This window comes from Massilia agri (assembly GCF_024753255.1).
GTDB classification, from domain to species: Bacteria; Pseudomonadota; Gammaproteobacteria; order Burkholderiales; family Burkholderiaceae_D; genus Telluria; species Telluria agri.
On the sequence record NZ_JANUHA010000004.1, the window covers coordinates 299463 to 317632 of the forward strand.

The following is an 18170-nucleotide window of genomic DNA, read 5'->3' on the forward strand; positions in this document are numbered from 1 at the left end:
AGACCATGCTCCTGACACCGCCATCCTTCACCCCGCTGTTCGCCTCCCGTCCCGACCCCCATCCCCTGAGTTTCGTCTTCCATGCCGGCCGGCTGCTGGTGCGCGAGAGCGACCTGGCCCTGCCGGACACCGCCCTGCTGGCGCAGCTGGACGTCGACCGTGCGCGCCTGCAACCGCTCGGCATGCTGGGCGAGCGCTACTGCGAAACGGGATGGTTCGACAGCGAGCCGGTGCTGCCGCCGGGCTATGTCCTGCTCAGCCTGCGCGCGGTCCTGTTCTCGAACATGGATGAATCACTGCGTGGCCTGGCGGCGCGCGCCGCCCAGGTGGCCGAGTGGGCGCGCACCCACCGCTTCTGCGGCGCCTGCGGAAGCTCCACCGTGCTGGCCACTGGTGAGCGCTGCTATCAATGCGTGCAGTGCGGGCACATGGCCTATCCGCGCATTTCGCCGGCCATGATGGTCCTGATCAAAAAGGGCGACAGCGTGCTGCTGGCCATGCACCTGCATTCGCCGACCAAGCGCTTCGTGCCGCTGGCGGGCTTCCTGGAGGCGGGGGAGTCGGTGGAAGAGGCGATCCATCGCGAGGTCTACGAGGAGGTGGGCCTGCGCGTGCAGAACCTGCGCTACTTCGCCAGCCAGTCCTGGCCCTTCCCGCATTCGCTGATGCTGGCCTTCACGGCCGACTACCTCGATGGCGAGATCCGCGTCGACGCGACGGAGCTGGCCGAGGCGCGCTGGTTCGGACCGGATGACGAGTGGCCGGAGCGGGTGCCGCACATCTCGGTGTCGAGCGTGCTGGTGGACGCGCACCGGCCGCCGGGGCGCTAATCCCTTCCCGCTGCCGGCACCGGCGCCAGGGCGGCGGCGCTGCCGTCGGCCTGGGTCCGCGATGCGGCGGGCTTGGCGCCGGTGCCGCGCAGCTGCACGGCGCGCTGCAGCAGGTCGAACCAGAAGGGCGCGCCGAACAGGGTGGTGCCGGCCGTGATCAGCCAACCCGCCACCTGCAGGGCGAATGCGCTGTCCAGCTGCGGCGGGAAGGTGCTCCAGCCGATCGGCAGCGCCCACAGCTGGCGCAGCGCCTCGGCGTCCAGCGCGCTGGGCGCGGCCTTGATCTGGGCGGCCAGGGCCGGGTTCTGCCACAGGGTCTGGAACAGGTGGATGCTGTCGATGTTCAGCAAAATGGCGAGCAGCATGGCCAGCAGGAAGGAAATCAGGAGCTGGCGCCGTTTATACACGCCCGACAGACGTTCCATCGCGCTGTTGAACCAGCCGGCGATGCCATCCTGGAAGCGTTGCAGGTCTCCGCTGGACTGGCGGTACAGGGCCAGCAGCACGCGTTTTACCTGTTCGTCGGGCAGGGCCTCGATGGCCGCCTGCAGCGGGATGGCCGGATTGCTGCGCAGCGAATCGAGCAGGGCGATCGCGAAGTGGGCCGGTTCGATGTAAGACGGTCGCACCGACAGTGGCCGGCGGTTGGCGGTGCTGCCGTGCGGATTGACCAGCGGGTGGTCGTAGAGGCTCTGGGCCAGCGCTTCGCAGCGCGGGTCGTCCAGCATGCGCTTGATGGCCGCCAGCAGCATGTTGGCGCGCAGGCTGAAGGCCGCCGCCAGGGCCTCCTGCAAGGTACTGACGACCAGCGCCAGGGTGCCGTAGCAAAATGTCAGGCCTATGGCGACTTCGAGGACGGTGCTTCCGAACATGTTTGTCTCCCAGACCGTGTAAACAACTGTCTTCGACGGTGCGCCTTGCCCTGAATGTTTGTTTACACGCTCATTGGGCAGGAACCACCTTCCACGCTACGCCGGCCGTGGCGTAAGTACATTAATTTTGCTCAAGAAACCGGCAGCCTCCGGTCGATTTCGCGCATTTTCTATATACTTGCGGCACTCGATTTTTTAAGGTTCACCATGTCTGACAAAGAAGCTTTCACCGAACACGACTGGCGCCGCCTGCTCACCAGCCTGGGCGAGGACCCCGACCGTCCGGGCCTGCAGGAGACGCCGCACCGCGTGGCGACGGCCTGGAAACACTGGACCTCGGGCTATGACCAGGATCCCGTCGAAGTGCTCAAGGCCTTCGAGGATGGCGCCGAGGAATACAATGAGCTGATCGTGGTGCGCAACATCCCGGTCTACAGCCATTGCGAACACCACCTGGCGCCCTTCTTCGGCAAGGCCACCGTCGGCTACCTGCCGAACGGGAAGATCGTCGGCCTGTCCAAGCTGACCCGCCTGGTCGACATCTTCTCCAAGCGCCTGCAGGTGCAGGAGCGCATGACGATCCAGATCGCCAACGCCCTGATGGAAGTGCTGGAACCGAAGGCGGTCGGCGTGGTCGTGAAGTGCCGTCACCTGTGCATGGAAAGCCGTGGCATCCGCGCCATCGGCGAAGAGACCATCACCTCGGCGATGCTGGGCGAGCTGCAGCCGAACCTGGCGCTGCGTACCGAGTTCCTGGCGCTGACGCGCGATTAAGGTCCTAGCGGCCTTCGTCCGACGGCCGCGTTTGTCTTGGAACCTGTTCCGGATCGCTCCCCTCCAAGTTACTTTGGAGGGGACGACCATGGACCGTCCGGCCTATCCCAGCGATATTTCTCGCGAGCAGTTTGAGCCCGTGCGCGGCATGCTGGAAGCGGCGCGGCGCAAGACCCGGCCACGCAAGCACGACCTCTACGACGTGTTCTGCGCGGTCCTGTACTTCCTGCACACCGGCAGCACCTGGCGCAATATGCCGGCCGGCTTTCCGCCCTGGCGCACGGTGCACGAGTACTTCACCCAGTGGACCATGCTGCGCGAGGGCGACCGCTCGCTGCTGGAGACCGTGCTCGAACGGTCCGGGCGGGAACAGGAGCTGAGCCAGCTGCGGCGCATGCTGCATCGCGCTTGAGCTGGGGCAGTGGCCCTCGGGATTGTCACACCATTGTCACAATCTGTTGCACTTCTCGAACTGTGCGGCGGATGAGCTCCGCTAAGCTATGGCGATATATTCTTGATATCACTTTTGGCGGCGCCATGTTCGAGCACCTCAACCTGATCCTCTTCTCCGCCCTCAATGCCGAAGCCAGCCTGGGTGGCTGGCAATTGCTTGGCGCCGTGTTCGCGGCCGAGTGGCTGATTTTCCTGGTGCCCTTGACGCTGGTGCTGCTGTGGATCGGCGGGAGCGGGCCGCGCCGCGAGATCGCGCTGCGCGCCTTCATTGCCGCCGCCTGCGCCCTGACCCTCAACAACCTGATCGGCCATTTCTGGTACAGCCCCCGTCCCTTCGTCGCCGAGATCGGCCACACTTTCCTCCTGCACGATCCTGACAGCTCCTTCCCGAGCGACCATGCCACGAGCATCTTCTCGGTGGCCCTGGTGCTGGTCTTCAGTGGGGTCGCGCAGGTGCGCCGCATCGGCCTGGTGCTGCTGCCGCTGGCCCTGATCGTTGCCTGGTCGCGGGTCTACCTCGGCGTGCATTGGCCGAAAGACATGTTCGGCGCACTCGTGGTGTCGGCCACGATGGCGGCGCTCGTATCGACGCCGGCGGGCCGCGCGGCCTGCGCCTCCGTGCTGCCCTGGATGGAAGAAGTGTACCGCCGGGTGCTGGCGGTGCCGATCGGGCGCGGCTGGCTGCGCCCCTGAGTGTTGATGTGAAGGCGACCGTGTAGGGACGACGCGGCCGGCATCGCCGCAGGCCTGGCCTTGCAGCGAGCGGGTCCGACGCACGCAGGACGCGTGGAAGGATTGTTCGCGCGCCGGCCGCGCGCTCCTACGACGGCGCTTGCGTGCTGCTTCCCGTATCGCCTTCCGGCGCCGCCTCCGCCGCCTCGAACAGCAGCTTGCCCTTGGCATCGAGGTGGAAGGCGCCCAGCGCCTGGCCGGTCACGGCGTTCGCTTCCGGTGCTTCGAGCTGGGTACAGCCCTGGGTCTCGACCTGCCAGGCCTCTTCGCCGGCGCGCAGGGTGTACAGGTTGGGGCCGCTGGCGAACAGTTCGATCTCCAGGCCAGACAGGGGCAATTCCCCCAGATCCATCTGGCGCATGCAGTCGGGCATGCGCGCCGCGGTCAGCTTCACCGTGCCTTCCTTGCTCCAAAAATAATCCTGCACCACGCGTACGGTCAGCGCATGGTCATTGCCCTCGATCTGGTAGCTGGCCGTGTCGTTGACGCAGCCGGTCAGCAGCAGCGGTGCGAGCAGCGGGACGAGCAGGAAGGATGGGTGGCGCATGGGCGGTTACCTTGTCGATGATGCAGGAATGCATGTGCTGCGAGTATAGAAGCGCTGTCCAGCCCGCGCAAGGCGAGGCCGCTGGCGTACGTCTTCAGAAATCGATGCCGAGCGTTAGCGAACCGACGGTGTGGCGCGGTACGAAGGTGGGAGCGCGGAACTCGGCCGTGCGGCGGGTCGTGCGGAACTGGACGAACCAGGGGCCGTGTTCGCGCCCGCGCGTGCCGGGAAAATCCAGGCGCAATCCCGCCATGAGATCGCCGACCCAGCGCCGTGGCCGCACGCCGGGGTCCTCGCGCCAGGGGCGGCCCTGCAGGAACAGGTTGTAGGCCATGCCGCGGCCTTCGGCTCCGAGCACCAGCGTGCATTGCAGCCATTCCCACAGGCAGGAGGTGTCGCCCGTGGCGCCGCCCGTCAGCCGGTTGGCGATGCCGGGTGGCGCCGGAGAAACGGGCGGCAGGTTCTTGCCAACGGTGAGGGTGAGGCCGCCCGCAGCATACGTCATGGTATTGCCGAGTGCGGCGCGCCAGTACGCCGCCGTGTGCAGGCGGACATTGCCTGCGATGGGGCCGGAAAGGGCGGGCCAAGCCATGCGCCGCTCAGCCGAGAGCATCACGGCCAGGGTCGTGCCGACCTGGTCGTCCCAACCCTGGGGCTGCGGGCGGTCGACGATGCGGTGGATCAGTTTCTGCGCCGGTTCGGCCAGCGACAGCCTGCCGGTGAGGCCGACCTGTGCACCGAGGGTGGTGAGCACCTGGCCATCGGCATCGAGGAAGAGCCAGTTGCGTTCCAGATAGAGCAGGCCGGCATAGGGGCGGTCCAGGGGCTGGGGTGCCGCCACCGTGATGTCGCCCGGCGTGTACATCAATTGCCCGACACTGTGCTGGCCGAACAGGTAGCGCGCATCGCCGCAACCGAGCCAGCGGCAGGCTGACCCAGTCCAGCGGCGCGCCAGCTCCCCACGGGTGTCGGCGGCATCGCGCCAGGCGAGCTGGACGCCATTGGTGTAGTAGCGGTCGGTATCGAACCAGCTGTCGTTGTCGAGGGTGAAGAAGCGCGCCTCCTGCGCCGCGCAGGGCGCCGCCAGCAGCAGGGAGGCCGCCAGCAGGCGGCAGGCAGTCCGCATGATCGTCCTTTCAAATGCGCAATATCCTCCAGTCTTGTGTCTGCGCTACAGACCTCATTGATCTGTCACAGGAAATGCGAATCCAGCCGAACTCCATCGACGCCGGATTTGCGCGATGATGGCGCCATGAACCAGGACGACATCGAACTCCTCTCGCCACAGGGCGGCAAGCCGGTCAAGATGTGGACGCAGGGCGTGCCCGTCGAGGCCGAAGCGAAGCAGCAGCTGGAAAAGCTTGCGCAGCTGCCCTTCGTGTTCCACCACGTCGCCGTGATGCCGGACGTCCACGTCGGCAAGGGCTCCACCATCGGCAGCGTGATCCCGACCCTGGGCGCCGTGATCCCGGCCGCCGTCGGCGTCGACATCGGCTGCGGCATGATGGCGGCCAAGACCACCCTGCGCGCCGCCGACCTGCCGGATAATCTCGGCAAGCTGCGCAGCGCCATCGAGCAGGCGGTGCCGCACGGTATGTCGCCCAAGACCCGCAGCCACAAGGGCCGCGACGTCGGCTCCTGGAACAGTCCGCCGCCGGCCGTCGACGCCGGCTGGGCGAAACTGAAGGACGAGTTCGACGCGATCTGCCGCAAGTACCCGAAGCTGCGCGGCACCAATAACTACAAGCACCTGGGCACCCTAGGCAGCGGCAACCATTTCGTCGAAGTCTGCCTCGACGAGGAGGGCGCGGTCTGGGTCATGCTGCACTCCGGCTCGCGCGGGGTGGGCAATGCGATCGGGACGCACTTCATCGAGCTGGCGCGCCAGGACATGCGGCGCCACCAGGTCAACCTGCCCGACCAGGATCTCGCCTATCTCGAGGAAGGCACCGAGCACTACGACGACTACGTGGAAGCGGTGGGCTGGGCGCAGAAGTTCGCGCGCATCAACCGCGAAGTCATGATGCACAACGTGATCCACGCGATGCGCGGCGTGCTTCCGAAACCTTTCGATGCGCATGTGGAGGCGGTTAATTGCCACCATAACTATGTGCAGAAAGAGAAGCACTTCGGCAAGGACGTGCTGGTCACGCGCAAGGGCGCCGTCTCGGCCCGTGAGGGCGAGCTGGGCATCATACCGGGCTCCATGGGCGCCAAGAGTTTCATTGTGCGCGGCAAGGGGAACCCGGAAAGTTTTCACAGCTGCAGCCATGGCGCGGGACGCGTGATGAGCCGCACCGAAGCCAAGCGCCGCTTCACCCGCGCCGACATGGAACGGGTGCTGGAAGGGGTGGAATCGCGCAAGGACGAGGGCGTGATCGACGAGATCCCGATGGCCTACAAGGACATCGACGCCGTCATGCACGCCCAGCGCGAGCTGGTCGAAGTGGTGCACACGCTCAAGCAGGTGGTGTGCGTGAAGGGCTGAACGTCAGGGACGGACGATGCGCAGCAGTTCGGTTGGCGTGCCGAATTCGCGCTCGGGTTTGATGCGGCGCAGCGCCTCGATCGGCGCATAGCCCCAGCTGACGGCGCCGAAGGCCACGCCGACCTTGCGCGCCGCTTCCGCATCCATGGCCTGGTCGCCCACGTAGAGCGCATGCGCGGCCGGCACCGCGGCCTGCTTCACCACCTTGCGGATGCGCGCGGCCTTGCCGAAGATCGACATGCCGCATTCGTAGTGCTGGAACAAATCGCCCAGCGCCGGGCCCAGCACCAGCCGCACGTTCTGCTCCGAATTCGAGGACACGATGGCCAGGCGCACGCCTTCGCGGCTGAGCGTGTGCAGCACCTCGTGGATGCCGTCGAACAGCGGGATGCGCGCCGCGTTCTCGCGCATCAGGCCGATGAAGCTGCGCGAGGCCAGCGGCAGCTTCCAGGCCGGCATGCCGAGGTGGCGCATGATGGTGCGGGTATCGTGGTGGCGCAGCTGCTGCGCCTCTTCGCCGTCGACGCGGCGAAAGCCGTGCTCGTCCGCGATGCGGTTGAACACGCTGACGAAGAAGGGAAAGGAATCGGCCAGCGTGCCGTCGAAGTCGAAAATGGCGAGGCGGTAAGACATGCGGGCACACGATAGGAACAATGCGCCCGATTATATTGGAACCTCAGGCCGTGCCCCCGTTCGCTCGCAGCACCTGGCCATTGACCCAGCCCGACTCTTCGCTCACCAGGAAGGACACGATGCGCGCGATATCGCCCGGCTCGCCCAGGCGTTCGAGCGGGGGCATCTTGGCGAAACCGGCGATCTGTTCCTGGGTCTTCCCGGAGAAGAACAGCTCGGTGGCAACCGGCCCCGGCGCCACGGTGTTGACGCGGATCCGGCGGCCGCGCAGTTCCTTGGCGAAGATGGCGCCCATCGCCTCCACCGCCGCCTTGCTGGCGCTGTAGATCGCATAGCCCGGCAGCTTCATCGCCAGCACGGTCGTGGAAAAGTTCACGATGCGCCCGCCGTCGTTCAGGCGCCGCGCCGCCTCGCGCAGGGTGTTGAAGGTGCCCTGCACATTGATGCCGAAGGTGTTTTCGAAGAGCTCGTCGCTGGTCTCGGCCAGCGGCATGGTCTTGAGCACGCCGGCATTGTTGACCAGTACGTCCACCCGGCCCAGCTCGCGCTCGGCGGCATCGAACAGGGCGCGCACGTCGTCCGGTTTGGAGACGTCGGCCCGCACGGCGATGGCGCCGTGGCCGACGGCGTGCAGGGTCGCCACCACGCGCTGCGCCTCGGCTTCGTTGCTGGCGTAGTTGACGACGATGTGGTAGCCGTCCTCGGCGAGGCGCTGGGCGATGGCGGCGCCGATACCGCGCGATGCGCCGGTGACGATGGCGACTGGGCGGGTGTCCTGGTTCATGCGGATTCTCCTCTGGTCTGGATGGGATGTCCGCATGATGAACGATTATCGAAAAGGGATAATTACGGAAAAACCGCCATCATTATTCCATCGCCATTAACAGTTCTTCCTCATGGAACACCAGGGTCTCGCCATCGGCCGGGACGTGGAGCCGCGCCTGCATGCCGGCCTGCGCGGCGGCCTGCGCCAGCCCGGTCCGCGTGACCGGGCAGTGACTCAGTGCCTCGAGGTGGTTCGCCACCACCTGGCCTTGCGTGAGGCGCAGCAGGTCGACGACATCCTGCTCGTCCATGATGATCTCGCTGCCCAGGTCGAAACGGGCGCCGCCGGCCGGCACCAGGCACACGTCCGGCTGGCGGCCGGCGACGAACTCGCGCACCCGCGGCGTGAGCAGGGTGTCGCCCGACAGGTAGAGCGTCGGCTCGCCCGGCATCTCGATGTAGTAGCCGACGCCGTGCTCCATCAGGAGGGCCACCGCGCCGCGTCCGTGGCGGCAGGGCACCGTCGTCACCTGTCCATCCAGGAAAGGCTGTGGCGCATGGGCGCTGCTCCCCAGGGGCTGCACGTTCAGGCCGCGGCCGCGCAGGTAGTCGGCGTCGTGCGGCGTGCAGATCACGGGGATGCCGCGCTCGCGCAGCCAGCGCTTGCCGGCGCGGTCGAGGTGGTCGAAGTGGCCTTTCTGGCAGTGCGTGATCAGGCAGTGCGTGACCGTCTCGAGCAGGGCGTCGGCGCCGAAGGGCAGTTCGACCGTGGGATTGCGCGCGCGTCCACCGCCGAAGCGCAGGGGCGGCAGCGCGCCTTGTGGGGCCAGCATGGGGTCGACGAGGATGCGATGGGGGCCGAGGTCGACGATGATGGTGGCGTTGCGCAGCTGGGTGATCTTCATGCGGTTTCTCCTTGAGTGACGCCGCCATTGTCAGCCGGCGCCCGATCTGCTCCAATGGCGGGAAACGACATAAACCATCCAATTTCCGCCATGGCCCAGCCTTCCTTGCGCGTCGCCCTGCTGCTCTACCCCGGCTGCATGCCCGCCGGCCTGCTCGCCTTCGCCGACCTGCTGCACGCGGCCAACCGGCGTGCCGGCAGGCGCCTGTTCGAGACCGTGTTCGTCGGGCTGGCCGAAGGCGAGGTCGCCTGCGCGCACGGCTTGCGCCTGCCGGCCGCGCAAGCGCTCGACGGGACGCAGGTGGATGCCCTCCTGGTGCCTGGTTTCTGGACCGAATCCGCCGAACAGGTGGAGGCGGCGCTGGCGGACAACGCGCCGCTGGTCGCCGCCATCGGCCGGCTCGGCAAGCACGTCGCGGTGTGGAGCTACTGCACCGGCGTGTGCCTGGCCGCCGCCGCGCGCAGGCTGGACCGGCAGGGCGCGACCATCACCTGGTGGCTGGCGGACAGCGCGAGAAAGCGCTTCCCGAAAGTCGACTGGCAGGTCGAGCGCACCGACGTGTTCAACGTACGCACGGCGACCGCCTCCGGCGTGAACGGCTACCTGCCGATCGCCCAGGCCGTCATCGAATCGCGCCTGAGCATGGAGGCCTACCGCGACCTGACCCGCCTGATGGTGTTGCCGCGTCCCGAGCGCACCCACCAGGCCTTCCAGACCGTGCACCTGATCGCCCAGCCCGGCCGCCTGATGCGGCGCCTGCACGATGCGGTCGAACGCCTGCCGGCGGGGGAGGGCACCTTGCCGCGGCTGGCGCGCGAACTCGCTACCTCCGAGCGCACCCTGGCGCGCAAGGTGCTTGCCGCCACCGGCCTGCCCGCCGCGGCCTGGGTGCGGCGCGTGAAGCTGAACCAGGTGAGCGAGCGCCTGATCCATACCGGCCTGCCGGCCAGCACCATCAGCGCGGAGCTGGGCTTCAGCAGCGACGCGGGGATGCGGCGCATGTTCAAGGAAGCGACGGGGATGACGACGGCGCAGTACCGGCAGGCCTTCGGACGGGCCTGAGTTCCGGTTGCCCTCAGCAGCCGTCGCCTGTGGCGGTCATGCAGACGGTCGCCACGCGCCGCCGCTCGACGTAGTCGGGGCGAACCACGTCGGCGCCCGTAGGGGCGGGGCAGCTGGCGGCATTGCAGGCGACCGCCTCGATGCGGTAGGCGTTCTTGGCGATGGGCGCGCCCGGCGCGGATTCGCCCTCGCTGAAGCTGCGTACGCTGCAGCGGACCCGGACCCGGAAGCCCGTATCGGCCATGAAGTCGGTCAGGGTCTGGTCGCCGAAGCACGCATTGGCGCGCAGCTGGTAAAGGCCCCACTCCATGCCGCCGCGCGCAGCCATGCTGGCGCGCACGCCGAGCAGGTTCTGGTTGACGGTCTGCTGCTGGGTAGCGGACAGGCGCAGCAGCGCCACCGAGATGCCGGCGACGACGACCAGCAGCACCACCGCCGCGATGTAGGCGAAACCTGACTGGCGCATGCGCTCTTTCATGGCACGTTGTTCACATGGGCGCCGATCGTCAGCGAAACCGATTCGCCTCCATCGGTGAGAGTCAGCTGCATCTGCATGAAGCCGCTCTGCTGGGTCGCGCCCTGGTTGGGCGAATAGGTGATTTCGCAGCGCTCGACCTTGCTGGCCAGTACAGGCGCATTGGCGGGAATGCCGTTGCAGACCTGGCCGGGGGCGATCGGACGCACCACCCGCACCAGCTGGCCGGTGCCGGTACCGTCGTTGAGTCCCTGGGTGCAGATGTAGCTGACCGCCTGTCCGCCCGGCACCACGACGAAGCGGCCGCCGGTATAGCCGTTGGGAATGGTGAGCGGCTCCAGCAGGGTGACGCGGTGCTCGCCCATCCAGCTGGCCGGAGCGGGCGTTGCCACTTGCTGGATGGTCCTGACGTTGGGTCCTGTGACACCCTGATAGACGTCCGAGTTGTTCTGGTTGCCGACGACGACCAGGTCGCCGGGACGCGGCGCCGCCATGAAGGTGGTGAGCACGTCGAACTCGTTGGTCGGCGTGTCGAAATCGAGGAAGGTTTCGCCGGTGCGCGCCGGGTCGACGTCCGGTCCGGCGCGATAGCGGCCGCCGTCGCTGCTGGGCACCAGTTCCAGGCATTGCGCATTGCCGAGCCTGAGCGAATTCGGCACTGCGCTGCGCACCTCGGTGACGATGCGGCGCAGGGCGGAGTCGGCCTGGTCGGTCAGCCCGGCGCGTTTGCCCACTGCCAGGTAGCCCTGCACCGTGGGCTTGATCTGCATGGCGATGATGCCGCCGATCGCCCCGATCAGCACCATGACGATGATGAGTTCGACGAGGGAGAAGCCGCGCTGTTTCGGGAATCGCTTCGTCATGGCAGGGGCGCCGTCTTCCAGCCGGTCAGCACGAGGCGCTCGGCGCCGCGGGTCACGGTGACCTGCACGCGCAAGGCGTCGCCGGCCGCGACCGAGCTCAAGGCCACACCCGCCACGTTGATGCGGACCGCCACGTTATAGGTCTCGAGGCCGGCGATCGGATCGCCGTCGACGTCGCGGATGCCCGTGGTGGCGTAGCCGTCCGCCGCATCGTCGATGGGATCGAAATCGCGGATGTCGTTGAAGTCGGCGCGCGTGGCCGAGGGATCCGTATTCTGGGTGAACGGCTTGAGCATGATCTCTTCCATCAGGCTTTCGCCGATTGCCAGCATCTGCTGGCTGACGACCGGGTCGGCGCTGGCGCGGGTGGCGCGCGTAAAGGCTGCCACCAGGCCGGCGAGCGCCGCGCTGACGATGACGATAGCGATGACCAGTTCCACCAGCGTCACGCCGGCCATGCGTTTATTGGACATAGCCGGTGCTTCCTTCGAAGGCAATGCTGCGCACGGTCCGGGTGTCAAGTCTGATGGCGACGCTGCCGCTGGCCTGCTGCGTGCCCGCCGCATCGAGGGTGATCGTGCCGTTGGGCTGGAAGAACAGCGCATGGGTCGATGCCGCCACGCCGCTGGCGTCGGTCTTGTACGAAGCGGCGTCCAGATCGGTGTCGCAGCCGGCGGCGCCGGCCTGCGCCGCGACGCGCAGGGTCACGGCGGTGCTGCCGACCGTGGCGCACACCAGGCGCCGTTTTGCGACTGCGGATTTCTGCGCGGTGCGCAAGGCGCTGACCACCTCGTCGCCGAACACGGCGGCCGCCACGCCATTGTCGCCCATCAGGCGCGGCACGCCGATCGCCGCGAGGACGCCGATCAGGACCATCACCACGATCAGCTCGACCATCGTGAACCCCGCGGCGCGCCTCAATTGAAGACCTCGCGCACGTGGATGACGCTGCGGGAGCCCGGCAGGAAGACGCCGAAGGTCGCGCGCGCCGACGGGTCGGTCGGCTCGGTCCGGCAGGAAGCGGTCTGGGGACGCAGCCAGGGGTTCTTCCCGGGACTGGAGAGCGGATGCGTACCGGCGCAAGCGTTGTCCTTGTTGCTGGCGTTGTCGAGGTTGATCGCGATATCGACCCAGCCCGGCCCGCCTGCGGTCGCCTGCAGGAGGAAGCTGCCCGAACCCTTTAGCAGCTTGAACGGAGTGGGAAATTCCTTTGCGAGCGTCATCGTCGTCGGCGCCGGGCTGAAAGCGAAGGCGGCATGCGTCAGGGTGGTGAAATCGTCCACGTCGTTCCTGATCCAGCTGCTGCCGGTCCAGTACTCGGCGGCGAGCTGCACCTCGAGCTTGGCCTTCTCGCCGCCGCTCGTGTTGAAGATGCGCAGGCGGCCCAGGCGCACCTCGGTCTGCAGCCCGGCGCCGGGCTGGCTCTTCGAGGTGGCGCTGGCGCTGGTGGCGTGCACGGCGATCTTCGCGGGCTTGACGGCCTTCGTCAGCACATAGGCGCGCGCCAGGGGCGCCTTGCCCTCCTTGAAGCCGGTGGCGGCGATCTTCGGCGGCGCGGGCGGAGCCCAGGCGCCGGGGCCGCCGTCGGAACCCACCGCGTCGATCGTGACTTCCTCGCTGTAGGCGCCCTGGTAATTCCGGGTGATGGCGCCCTGATCGTTCCTGGCCGTCACCTGGAGCGCAATGTCCTGTCCAGAGTAGTCGAAGGGACGCACGGGTGAGGCCGGATCGCGTTCGACCTGCAGGTAGTCAGGGACGAAGGGGCCGAGATCCTTGCAGTCGCCGGTCCCGCTGATACCGCTGGTCGCCATCTTCGTCCCCAGGAAGTCGTCCTGGCTGACCTTCAGGCCCATGTGGCCTGCTTCCGACCATGCCGGCTTGATCGCGGCAACACCGTCCTGGAAGTCGCTGGCGCTGGCGGGGCTGACGCTGCCCTTGAAGAGATCGACGACGCAGTTGTCGATCCCGATGCCGGTGGTTCCGGCAGGCAGCAGGTCGACGTCGAATCCGCGCGTGGTGCCCTTCTTCGCATTCTGGGCGGTGACCGTGGCCGCGAACGGGACCCCGGCCACGAAGCCGCGGGCATCGGGCTTGGGCGCACTGACGGCGAAGGCAAAGGGCACGGCGATGAACGGACCTTCGCCCTCGACGGTGGCGCCGTCGGCGCTGTAGCTGGCCTTCACCTTGACCTCGCCGACGTCGTCGTAGGTGAGCGCGAATTTGCCGGTACCGGTGTTGTCGAAGCTGACCTGCACGTCCTTTGTCGCCGCCACGCCGGCAGGGCTGGCCATGCCGCTGCAACTCAGGCGTGCTGCGTTCTGGCCGGTGTCCCCGCCCGGCTCGGCCAGGCGCAGGTAATCGCGCCCGGACGCCGGTCGGCTGTGCGCGCAGCTGAAAGCCACCTTGAGGGCCGTGTCGCTGAAGGCGGGCACGCAGGCTTTTCTATCGTTGGACGGCTTCAGGGCCTGGATTGTTGCGGACACGACTTCGCCGGCGCGATGATTCTGCGCCTTGATCTCGAAAGCGGTCTTGTCGGAGAAAGCCATATCGCAGCTGCCCGTCCTGCTGCTCGTGTTGTAGCACTCGAAGGTGCCGGTCACGGCCAGCGCTACCTTGCCCGCCTGGATGCTGGACACGCTCGCCGAAGCGACCCCGCTGGAGCCGAAGCTCACCAGGCCGCTGCCGGGGCTCAGGCCGACGGTTTGCGCGTTCGCGAAATGCGGCGCGGTGCAGCTGGCGTTGGCGCAGGCGGTGATCGTGACGGTCTCGGGGACGCAGCTGTTCGCCTGGCCGTCATGGGTGATCAGGTAGTGGTCGACCGTCTTCGAGGCCAGCCCCTCGCAGCGCGGCCCGTTCGCGGAATTGACCTCGTAGCCGCTGTTGTTGGTCACGCAGTCGCATTTGTTCTTCTTGGTGCCGTTCTTGCAGTAGATCGTGCCGCTCACCCGCCCTGCCCATTCCAGCGTCGCCCAGTTGACCCTGGCGTCGCCGGTGATGAGGGCGCTGGAGGACTGCAGCAGCAAGTCGCCGGTATCGACGTTGCCGGTCACCGCATTGCCCGAGCCCATGGTCATGCTGCTGCTCGCGATCACGTTGCCGGTCACCTTGCTGCCGGAGGCCAGCATGTCGAAGACCGGCGCAGTGACCTTGCCGGTAACCGTGCTGCCCGACGCCAGCGTGAACTTGCTGCTCGCAGTGACGTCGCCGGTGATCGTCACCGGCGAACCGGTGTTCACGACGGTGCCGGAGATGTTGCCCGTGATGCGGGAGTGGGAGCTGATGTTGACCACGCCCTTCGACGTGAGGTTACCGGTGATGGTCACCCGGTCCGTGCCGAACTGGATTGCCCCGGCCGAAATGTTGGCGACGGCCGACTGCGCCGATGCGCCCATCGAGAAGGTTCCGCCGACTTCGATATCGCCGCCCGAGATCTTGAGGTTGGACGGATTGACGTCTTTCAGGTTCAGGTTGCCCGTCACGATGAGCTTCGAACCGCTGCCCATCGACAGGCCCTGGTTCCAGGTGACCGCGACGTTATTCGTAACCTTGAGGGTATAGCCGCTGCCGATCACGACCGAGTCGTCCCAGTCGAGGTAGGCCGGATAAGGACAGGTATAGACCTTGTTGGAGAGCGTGCAGGTATCGACCGTGTTGCCGTTGAACGTGTAGACGGTGGCATGCGCCGCGCTGCTGCCCAGCAGTCCTGCGAAGAACAGCAGGCAGGCCGCCATCCACGCCAATGCGCCGCGCCGCCGCAGCAGCGCGCGGGCGAGGATCAGTGTGAAGGGGAAGGGAAAGGACACGGCTTGTCCATAGTCAAAAGCGTCAATTCCCGAAAGTTTGCATCAGTTAACGTGATGCGACAACGAATTTTTCGGTAAAGCAACGCTTTTCTGGACAAGCCGGCAACAAACTCTTTCTTCAGGCAGCCTTGGCGACCGGAACGGCCTGCGCCAGGTGGCGGTTCACCGCCGACAGCACCGCGCGGAAGGACGCCGTCACGATATTGCTGTCGATGCCGACACCGAACAGCGTCGCTCCGTCGCCCACGCGCAGCTCGACGTAGCAGGCGGCGCGGGCGTCGGCGCCACGGCCAATCGCGTGCTCGTGGTAGTCCATCAGGCGGATGTCGAGGCCGAGCGCGTTCACGAAGGCGTCGATCGGGCCGTTGCCGGCGCCTTTGCAGGTTTTGCGGGCGCCGTCGCGCGTCACGTCCAGGTCGATCTGCACGCCGTGGGCGCTGTCCTCGACCATGCGGTGGGCGATGTAGTCATAGGGCCTGTCCTGTTCCAGGTATTCGCGCGAGAACAGGGCGTGGATGTCGGAGGCGATTACTTCGCGTCCCGTGCTGTCCGCCATGCGCTGCACGGCGCGCGAGAATTCGATCTGCAGGCGGCGCGGCAGTTCGAGGCCGTATTCCTGCTGCAGCAGGTAGGCCATGCCGCCCTTGCCCGACTGGCTGTTGACGCGGATGACGGCGTCGTAGCTGCGGCCCAGGTCGGCCGGGTCGATCGGCAGATAGGGCACTTCCCAGATCGCGTCGGGCTGCTGCTTGGCGAAGCCCTTCTTGATCGCGTCCTGGTGCGAGCCGGAGAAGGCGGTGAACACCAGGTCGCCGACATACGGGTGGCGCGGGTGTACCGGCAGCTGGTTGCATTCCTCGACCAGCTGGCGCACCGCGTCGATGTCCGAGAAGTCCAGGCCCGGGTTCACGCCCTGGGTGTAGAGGTTCATGGCCAGGGTCACCAGGTCGACGTTGCCGGTGCGTTCGCCGTTGCCGAACAGGCAGCCTTCGACGCGGTCGGCGCCGGCCATCACGGCCAGTTCGGCGGCGGCGACGGCGGTGCCGCGGTCATTGTGCGGGTGGACGCTGATGACGAGGGCGTCGCGGTTATTCAGGTGGCGGCACATCCACTCGATCTGGTCGGCGTAGACGTTCGGGGTACTGGCCTCGACGGTGGAGGGCAGGTTGACGATCATCTTGTTATCAATCGTCGGCTGCCACACGCTGCTCACGGCATCGACGATCTGCTTGGAGAAATCGAGCTCGGTGGTCGAGAAGGATTCCGGCGAATACTCGAGGCCCCATTGCGTTTCCGGATGCTGGGCGACCAGCTCCTTGATCAGTTGCGTGCCCTTCACGGCGATCTGCACGATCTCTTCGCGCTCCATGCCGAACACCACGCGGCGGAACACCGGGGCCACCGAGTTGTAGACGTGGACGACGGCGCGTTTGGCGCCGACGGCCGATTCCACGGTGCGGCGGATCAGCTCATCGCGCGCCTGGGTCAGGACGATGATGGTCACGTCGTCGGGGATGCGGTTTTCCTCGACCAGCATGCGCACGAAGTCGAAGTCGGTCTGCGAAGCCGAGGGGAAGCCGACTTCGATCTCCTTGATGCCGATTTTTACCAGCATCTCGAAGAAGCGCAGCTTCTTCTCCGGGCTCATCGGCTCGATCAGCGCCTGGTTACCGTCGCGCAGGTCGGTGCTCATCCAGATGGGCGGCTGGGTGATGGTGCGGCTTGGCCACTGGCGGTCGCTCAGTGCGACGGCGGGGAAGGGACGGTATTTGGCGGCGGGATTCTTCAGCATGATCGATTGCTCCTGGTTGCATGACTACGACGTGACACTTCAGGCCCTGGATGGGGCGGGAGTGCGGCGAAGGGGCTGCCGGGCGGGCCGCGGGAACGCTAGGCCCGGCAACCGATCGGTAGCTTTAGCAGCAGGCGGACGAAGGCGCGCGAACCTGACGGCAGGGTGGGGCCGGAGGACTTGCTGTTTGACGCTGGGGTGGAAAACCGGGACATCTTGTTCACTTCCTGGACTACGAGACTGCTTGTGGGGCCGGCTTGTGGCCGGGACGTACGGCGTGGATTACGCGCGTAGTAGCAGGCCCAGCGCTAGCGCGCCGGTGGCAGGTAGGGAGATCGACAGATGCGGATGGAAAGACATGCGGAAGACTTTAGGGGAGTGGCTGAAGTGTGTCAAGCGAAAATTTGTGCGGCGCATCGTGACATCGGCCGGATTTTCTAGGGTTGCGAAGGGGAAAAGGTGGTTTTGCTGCCAAAAAGGCCGGTTTCCTGCGAAGCCGAGACGGCGCCCATGCCAGGAAAGCCGCCTCTTTCCTGCAGCGCAGTACGCTAAGTGGTATACTGGCGTTCTGTCGTCGAGGCCCCGCTTCCGACTCTCCCCCGGCCCGTAGCCGATCGACAACGCTACGCCGCCGCCCAAGCCTCCGCAGCTGCATCAGCTTGCGCGCTTCTTTCTCTCCCACCCTGGTCCCGGTCAGGCCAGCACCAACCACTGCCATGCAGCGCCGGCGGTGCGACCGACGCTTCACCGAACCCGTGCGCCGCCCGGGCCGTACATGCATTTGCATCAGGAGAACCAGCATGGCAAAAGAAGAACTCATCGAAATGAATGGCCTCGTGGCCGAAATCCTGCCCGAACTGCGCTTTCGCGTGAATCTGGACAACGGTCACCAGTTGATCGCCTATACCTCGGGCCGCATGAAGAAGAACCACATCCGCATCCTGGCGGGCGACCGCGTCACCCTCGAGATGTCGCCATACGACCTCAACAAGGGCCGCATCACCTTCCGCCACATCGAGAACCGCGGTCCCTCGGGGCCCCGTCCGGCGCCGCGCCGCCGCTAAGCCGCAGCCGCCCATCCAGGGCGTTGCGAGAAAGAGCCGGCGCCGGTGCGCCGGCCAATATTTTTGTGCGCTGCACAAAAAAGCTGTTATACTGTGTTTTCGCTTGAGCCAG

At 66.6% G+C, this 18170-nt stretch carries 18 protein-coding genes and 1 pseudogene; 7 read left to right on the forward strand and 12 right to left on the reverse strand.

The genetic code is table 11. The features are described from left to right. Nucleotides 1-5 precede the first annotated feature (5 nt). Entirely contained in the window at nt 6-830 is an 825-nt protein-coding gene (gene nudC, locus NX780_RS08370) for an NAD(+) diphosphatase (RefSeq protein ID WP_258827408.1), read from the forward strand. On the opposite strand, the gene NX780_RS08375 is transcribed toward nudC, so the two are convergent. Beyond that, a complete protein-coding gene (locus NX780_RS08375) occupies nt 827-1702 on the reverse strand; it encodes a hypothetical protein (protein ID WP_258827409.1) in 876 nt (291 codons plus the stop codon). The genes nudC and NX780_RS08375 overlap by 4 nt on opposite strands. A gap of 207 nt (nt 1703-1909) precedes the next feature. On the opposite strand from NX780_RS08375, the gene folE reads away from it, so the two are divergent. The 3 genes and pseudogenes from folE (at nt 1910) to NX780_RS08390 (ending at nt 3622) form a co-directional block, all read left to right on the forward strand. Beyond that, on the forward strand, nt 1910-2476 hold the full coding sequence (gene folE / locus NX780_RS08380; protein WP_258827410.1) for a GTP cyclohydrolase I FolE: 567 nt from the start codon (nt 1910-1912) through the stop codon (nt 2474-2476). 88 nt (nt 2477-2564) lie between these two features. Continuing rightward, nucleotides 2565-2840 (forward strand): annotated as a pseudogene (locus NX780_RS08385) (transposase); the annotation flags it as partial. Nucleotides 2841-3013: 173 nt separating this feature from the next. Continuing rightward, entirely contained in the window at nt 3014-3622 is a 609-nt protein-coding gene (locus NX780_RS08390) for a phosphatase PAP2 family protein (RefSeq protein ID WP_258827411.1), read from the forward strand. Nucleotides 3623-3749: 127 nt separating this feature from the next. Here NX780_RS08390 and NX780_RS08395 read toward each other — a convergent pair whose 3' ends face one another. Beyond that, nucleotides 3750-4208 (reverse strand): hypothetical protein, encoded by a 459-nt coding sequence (locus tag NX780_RS08395; RefSeq protein ID WP_258827412.1) that lies wholly within the window; start codon nt 4206-4208, stop codon nt 3750-3752. A gap of 94 nt (nt 4209-4302) precedes the next feature. After that, nucleotides 4303-5334 carry a lipid A deacylase LpxR family protein gene (locus NX780_RS08400; protein ID WP_258827413.1) on the reverse strand — a complete coding sequence of 344 codons (1032 nt, stop codon included), beginning with the start codon at nt 5332-5334 and terminating at the stop codon, nt 4303-4305. Between the two features lie 126 nt (nt 5335-5460). Between NX780_RS08400 and NX780_RS08405 the strand changes: the two genes are divergently transcribed. Beyond that, the gene (locus tag NX780_RS08405) at nt 5461-6696 is read left to right on the forward strand and encodes an RtcB family protein (RefSeq protein ID WP_258827414.1); all 1236 of its coding nucleotides are present in this window, start codon (nt 5461-5463) and stop codon (nt 6694-6696) included. A 3-nt stretch (nt 6697-6699) separates the two neighbouring features. Here the strand turns inward: NX780_RS08405 and NX780_RS08410 are convergent, their stop codons facing one another. The 3 genes from NX780_RS08410 to NX780_RS08420 all read right to left on the reverse strand — a co-directional run bounded on the left by NX780_RS08410 (nt 6700) and on the right by NX780_RS08420 (nt 8999). Next, a complete protein-coding gene (locus NX780_RS08410; RefSeq protein ID WP_258827415.1) occupies nt 6700-7329 on the reverse strand; it encodes an HAD-IA family hydrolase in 630 nt (209 codons plus the stop codon). 43 nt (nt 7330-7372) lie between these two features. Continuing rightward, complete coding sequence (locus NX780_RS08415; protein WP_258827416.1) at nt 7373-8113, reverse strand: SDR family oxidoreductase; 741 nt, start codon at nt 8111-8113, stop codon at nt 7373-7375. A gap of 82 nt (nt 8114-8195) precedes the next feature. Beyond that, complete coding sequence (locus tag NX780_RS08420; RefSeq protein ID WP_258827417.1) at nt 8196-8999, reverse strand: MBL fold metallo-hydrolase; 804 nt, start codon at nt 8997-8999, stop codon at nt 8196-8198. A 90-nt stretch (nt 9000-9089) separates the two neighbouring features. On the opposite strand from NX780_RS08420, the gene NX780_RS08425 reads away from it, so the two are divergent. Beyond that, entirely contained in the window at nt 9090-10061 is a 972-nt protein-coding gene (locus tag NX780_RS08425) for a GlxA family transcriptional regulator (protein ID WP_258827418.1), read from the forward strand. Nucleotides 10062-10074: 13 nt separating this feature from the next. Here the strand turns inward: NX780_RS08425 and NX780_RS08430 are convergent, their stop codons facing one another. The 6 genes from NX780_RS08430 to leuA form a co-directional block, all read right to left on the reverse strand. Then, the gene (locus NX780_RS08430; RefSeq protein WP_258827419.1) at nt 10075-10527 is read right to left on the reverse strand and encodes an MSHA biogenesis protein MshP; all 453 of its coding nucleotides are present in this window, start codon (nt 10525-10527) and stop codon (nt 10075-10077) included. 8 nt (nt 10528-10535) lie between these two features. After that, on the reverse strand, nt 10536-11399 hold the full coding sequence (locus tag NX780_RS08435) for a type II secretion system protein (protein WP_258827420.1): 864 nt from the start codon (nt 11397-11399) through the stop codon (nt 10536-10538). Beyond that, nucleotides 11396-11872 carry a type IV pilus modification PilV family protein gene (locus NX780_RS08440; protein ID WP_258827421.1) on the reverse strand — a complete coding sequence of 159 codons (477 nt, stop codon included), beginning with the start codon at nt 11870-11872 and terminating at the stop codon, nt 11396-11398. Before NX780_RS08440 ends, NX780_RS08435 begins: the two co-directional genes overlap by 4 nt. After that, the gene (locus tag NX780_RS08445; protein ID WP_258827422.1) at nt 11862-12320 is read right to left on the reverse strand and encodes a type II secretion system protein; all 459 of its coding nucleotides are present in this window, start codon (nt 12318-12320) and stop codon (nt 11862-11864) included. Before NX780_RS08445 ends, NX780_RS08440 begins: the two co-directional genes overlap by 11 nt. Beyond that, a complete protein-coding gene (locus tag NX780_RS08450; RefSeq protein WP_258827423.1) occupies nt 12317-15202 on the reverse strand; it encodes a DUF6701 domain-containing protein in 2886 nt (961 codons plus the stop codon). Before NX780_RS08450 ends, NX780_RS08445 begins: the two co-directional genes overlap by 4 nt. A 118-nt stretch (nt 15203-15320) precedes the next feature. Next, entirely contained in the window at nt 15321-16997 is a 1677-nt protein-coding gene (gene leuA / locus NX780_RS08455) for a 2-isopropylmalate synthase (protein ID WP_258827460.1), read from the reverse strand. A gap of 797 nt (nt 16998-17794) precedes the next feature. Between leuA and infA the strand changes: the two genes are divergently transcribed. Continuing rightward, on the forward strand, nt 17795-18058 hold the full coding sequence (infA, locus tag NX780_RS08460; RefSeq protein WP_258827424.1) for a translation initiation factor IF-1: 264 nt from the start codon (nt 17795-17797) through the stop codon (nt 18056-18058). The last annotated feature ends 112 nt before the right edge of the window (nt 18059-18170 follow it).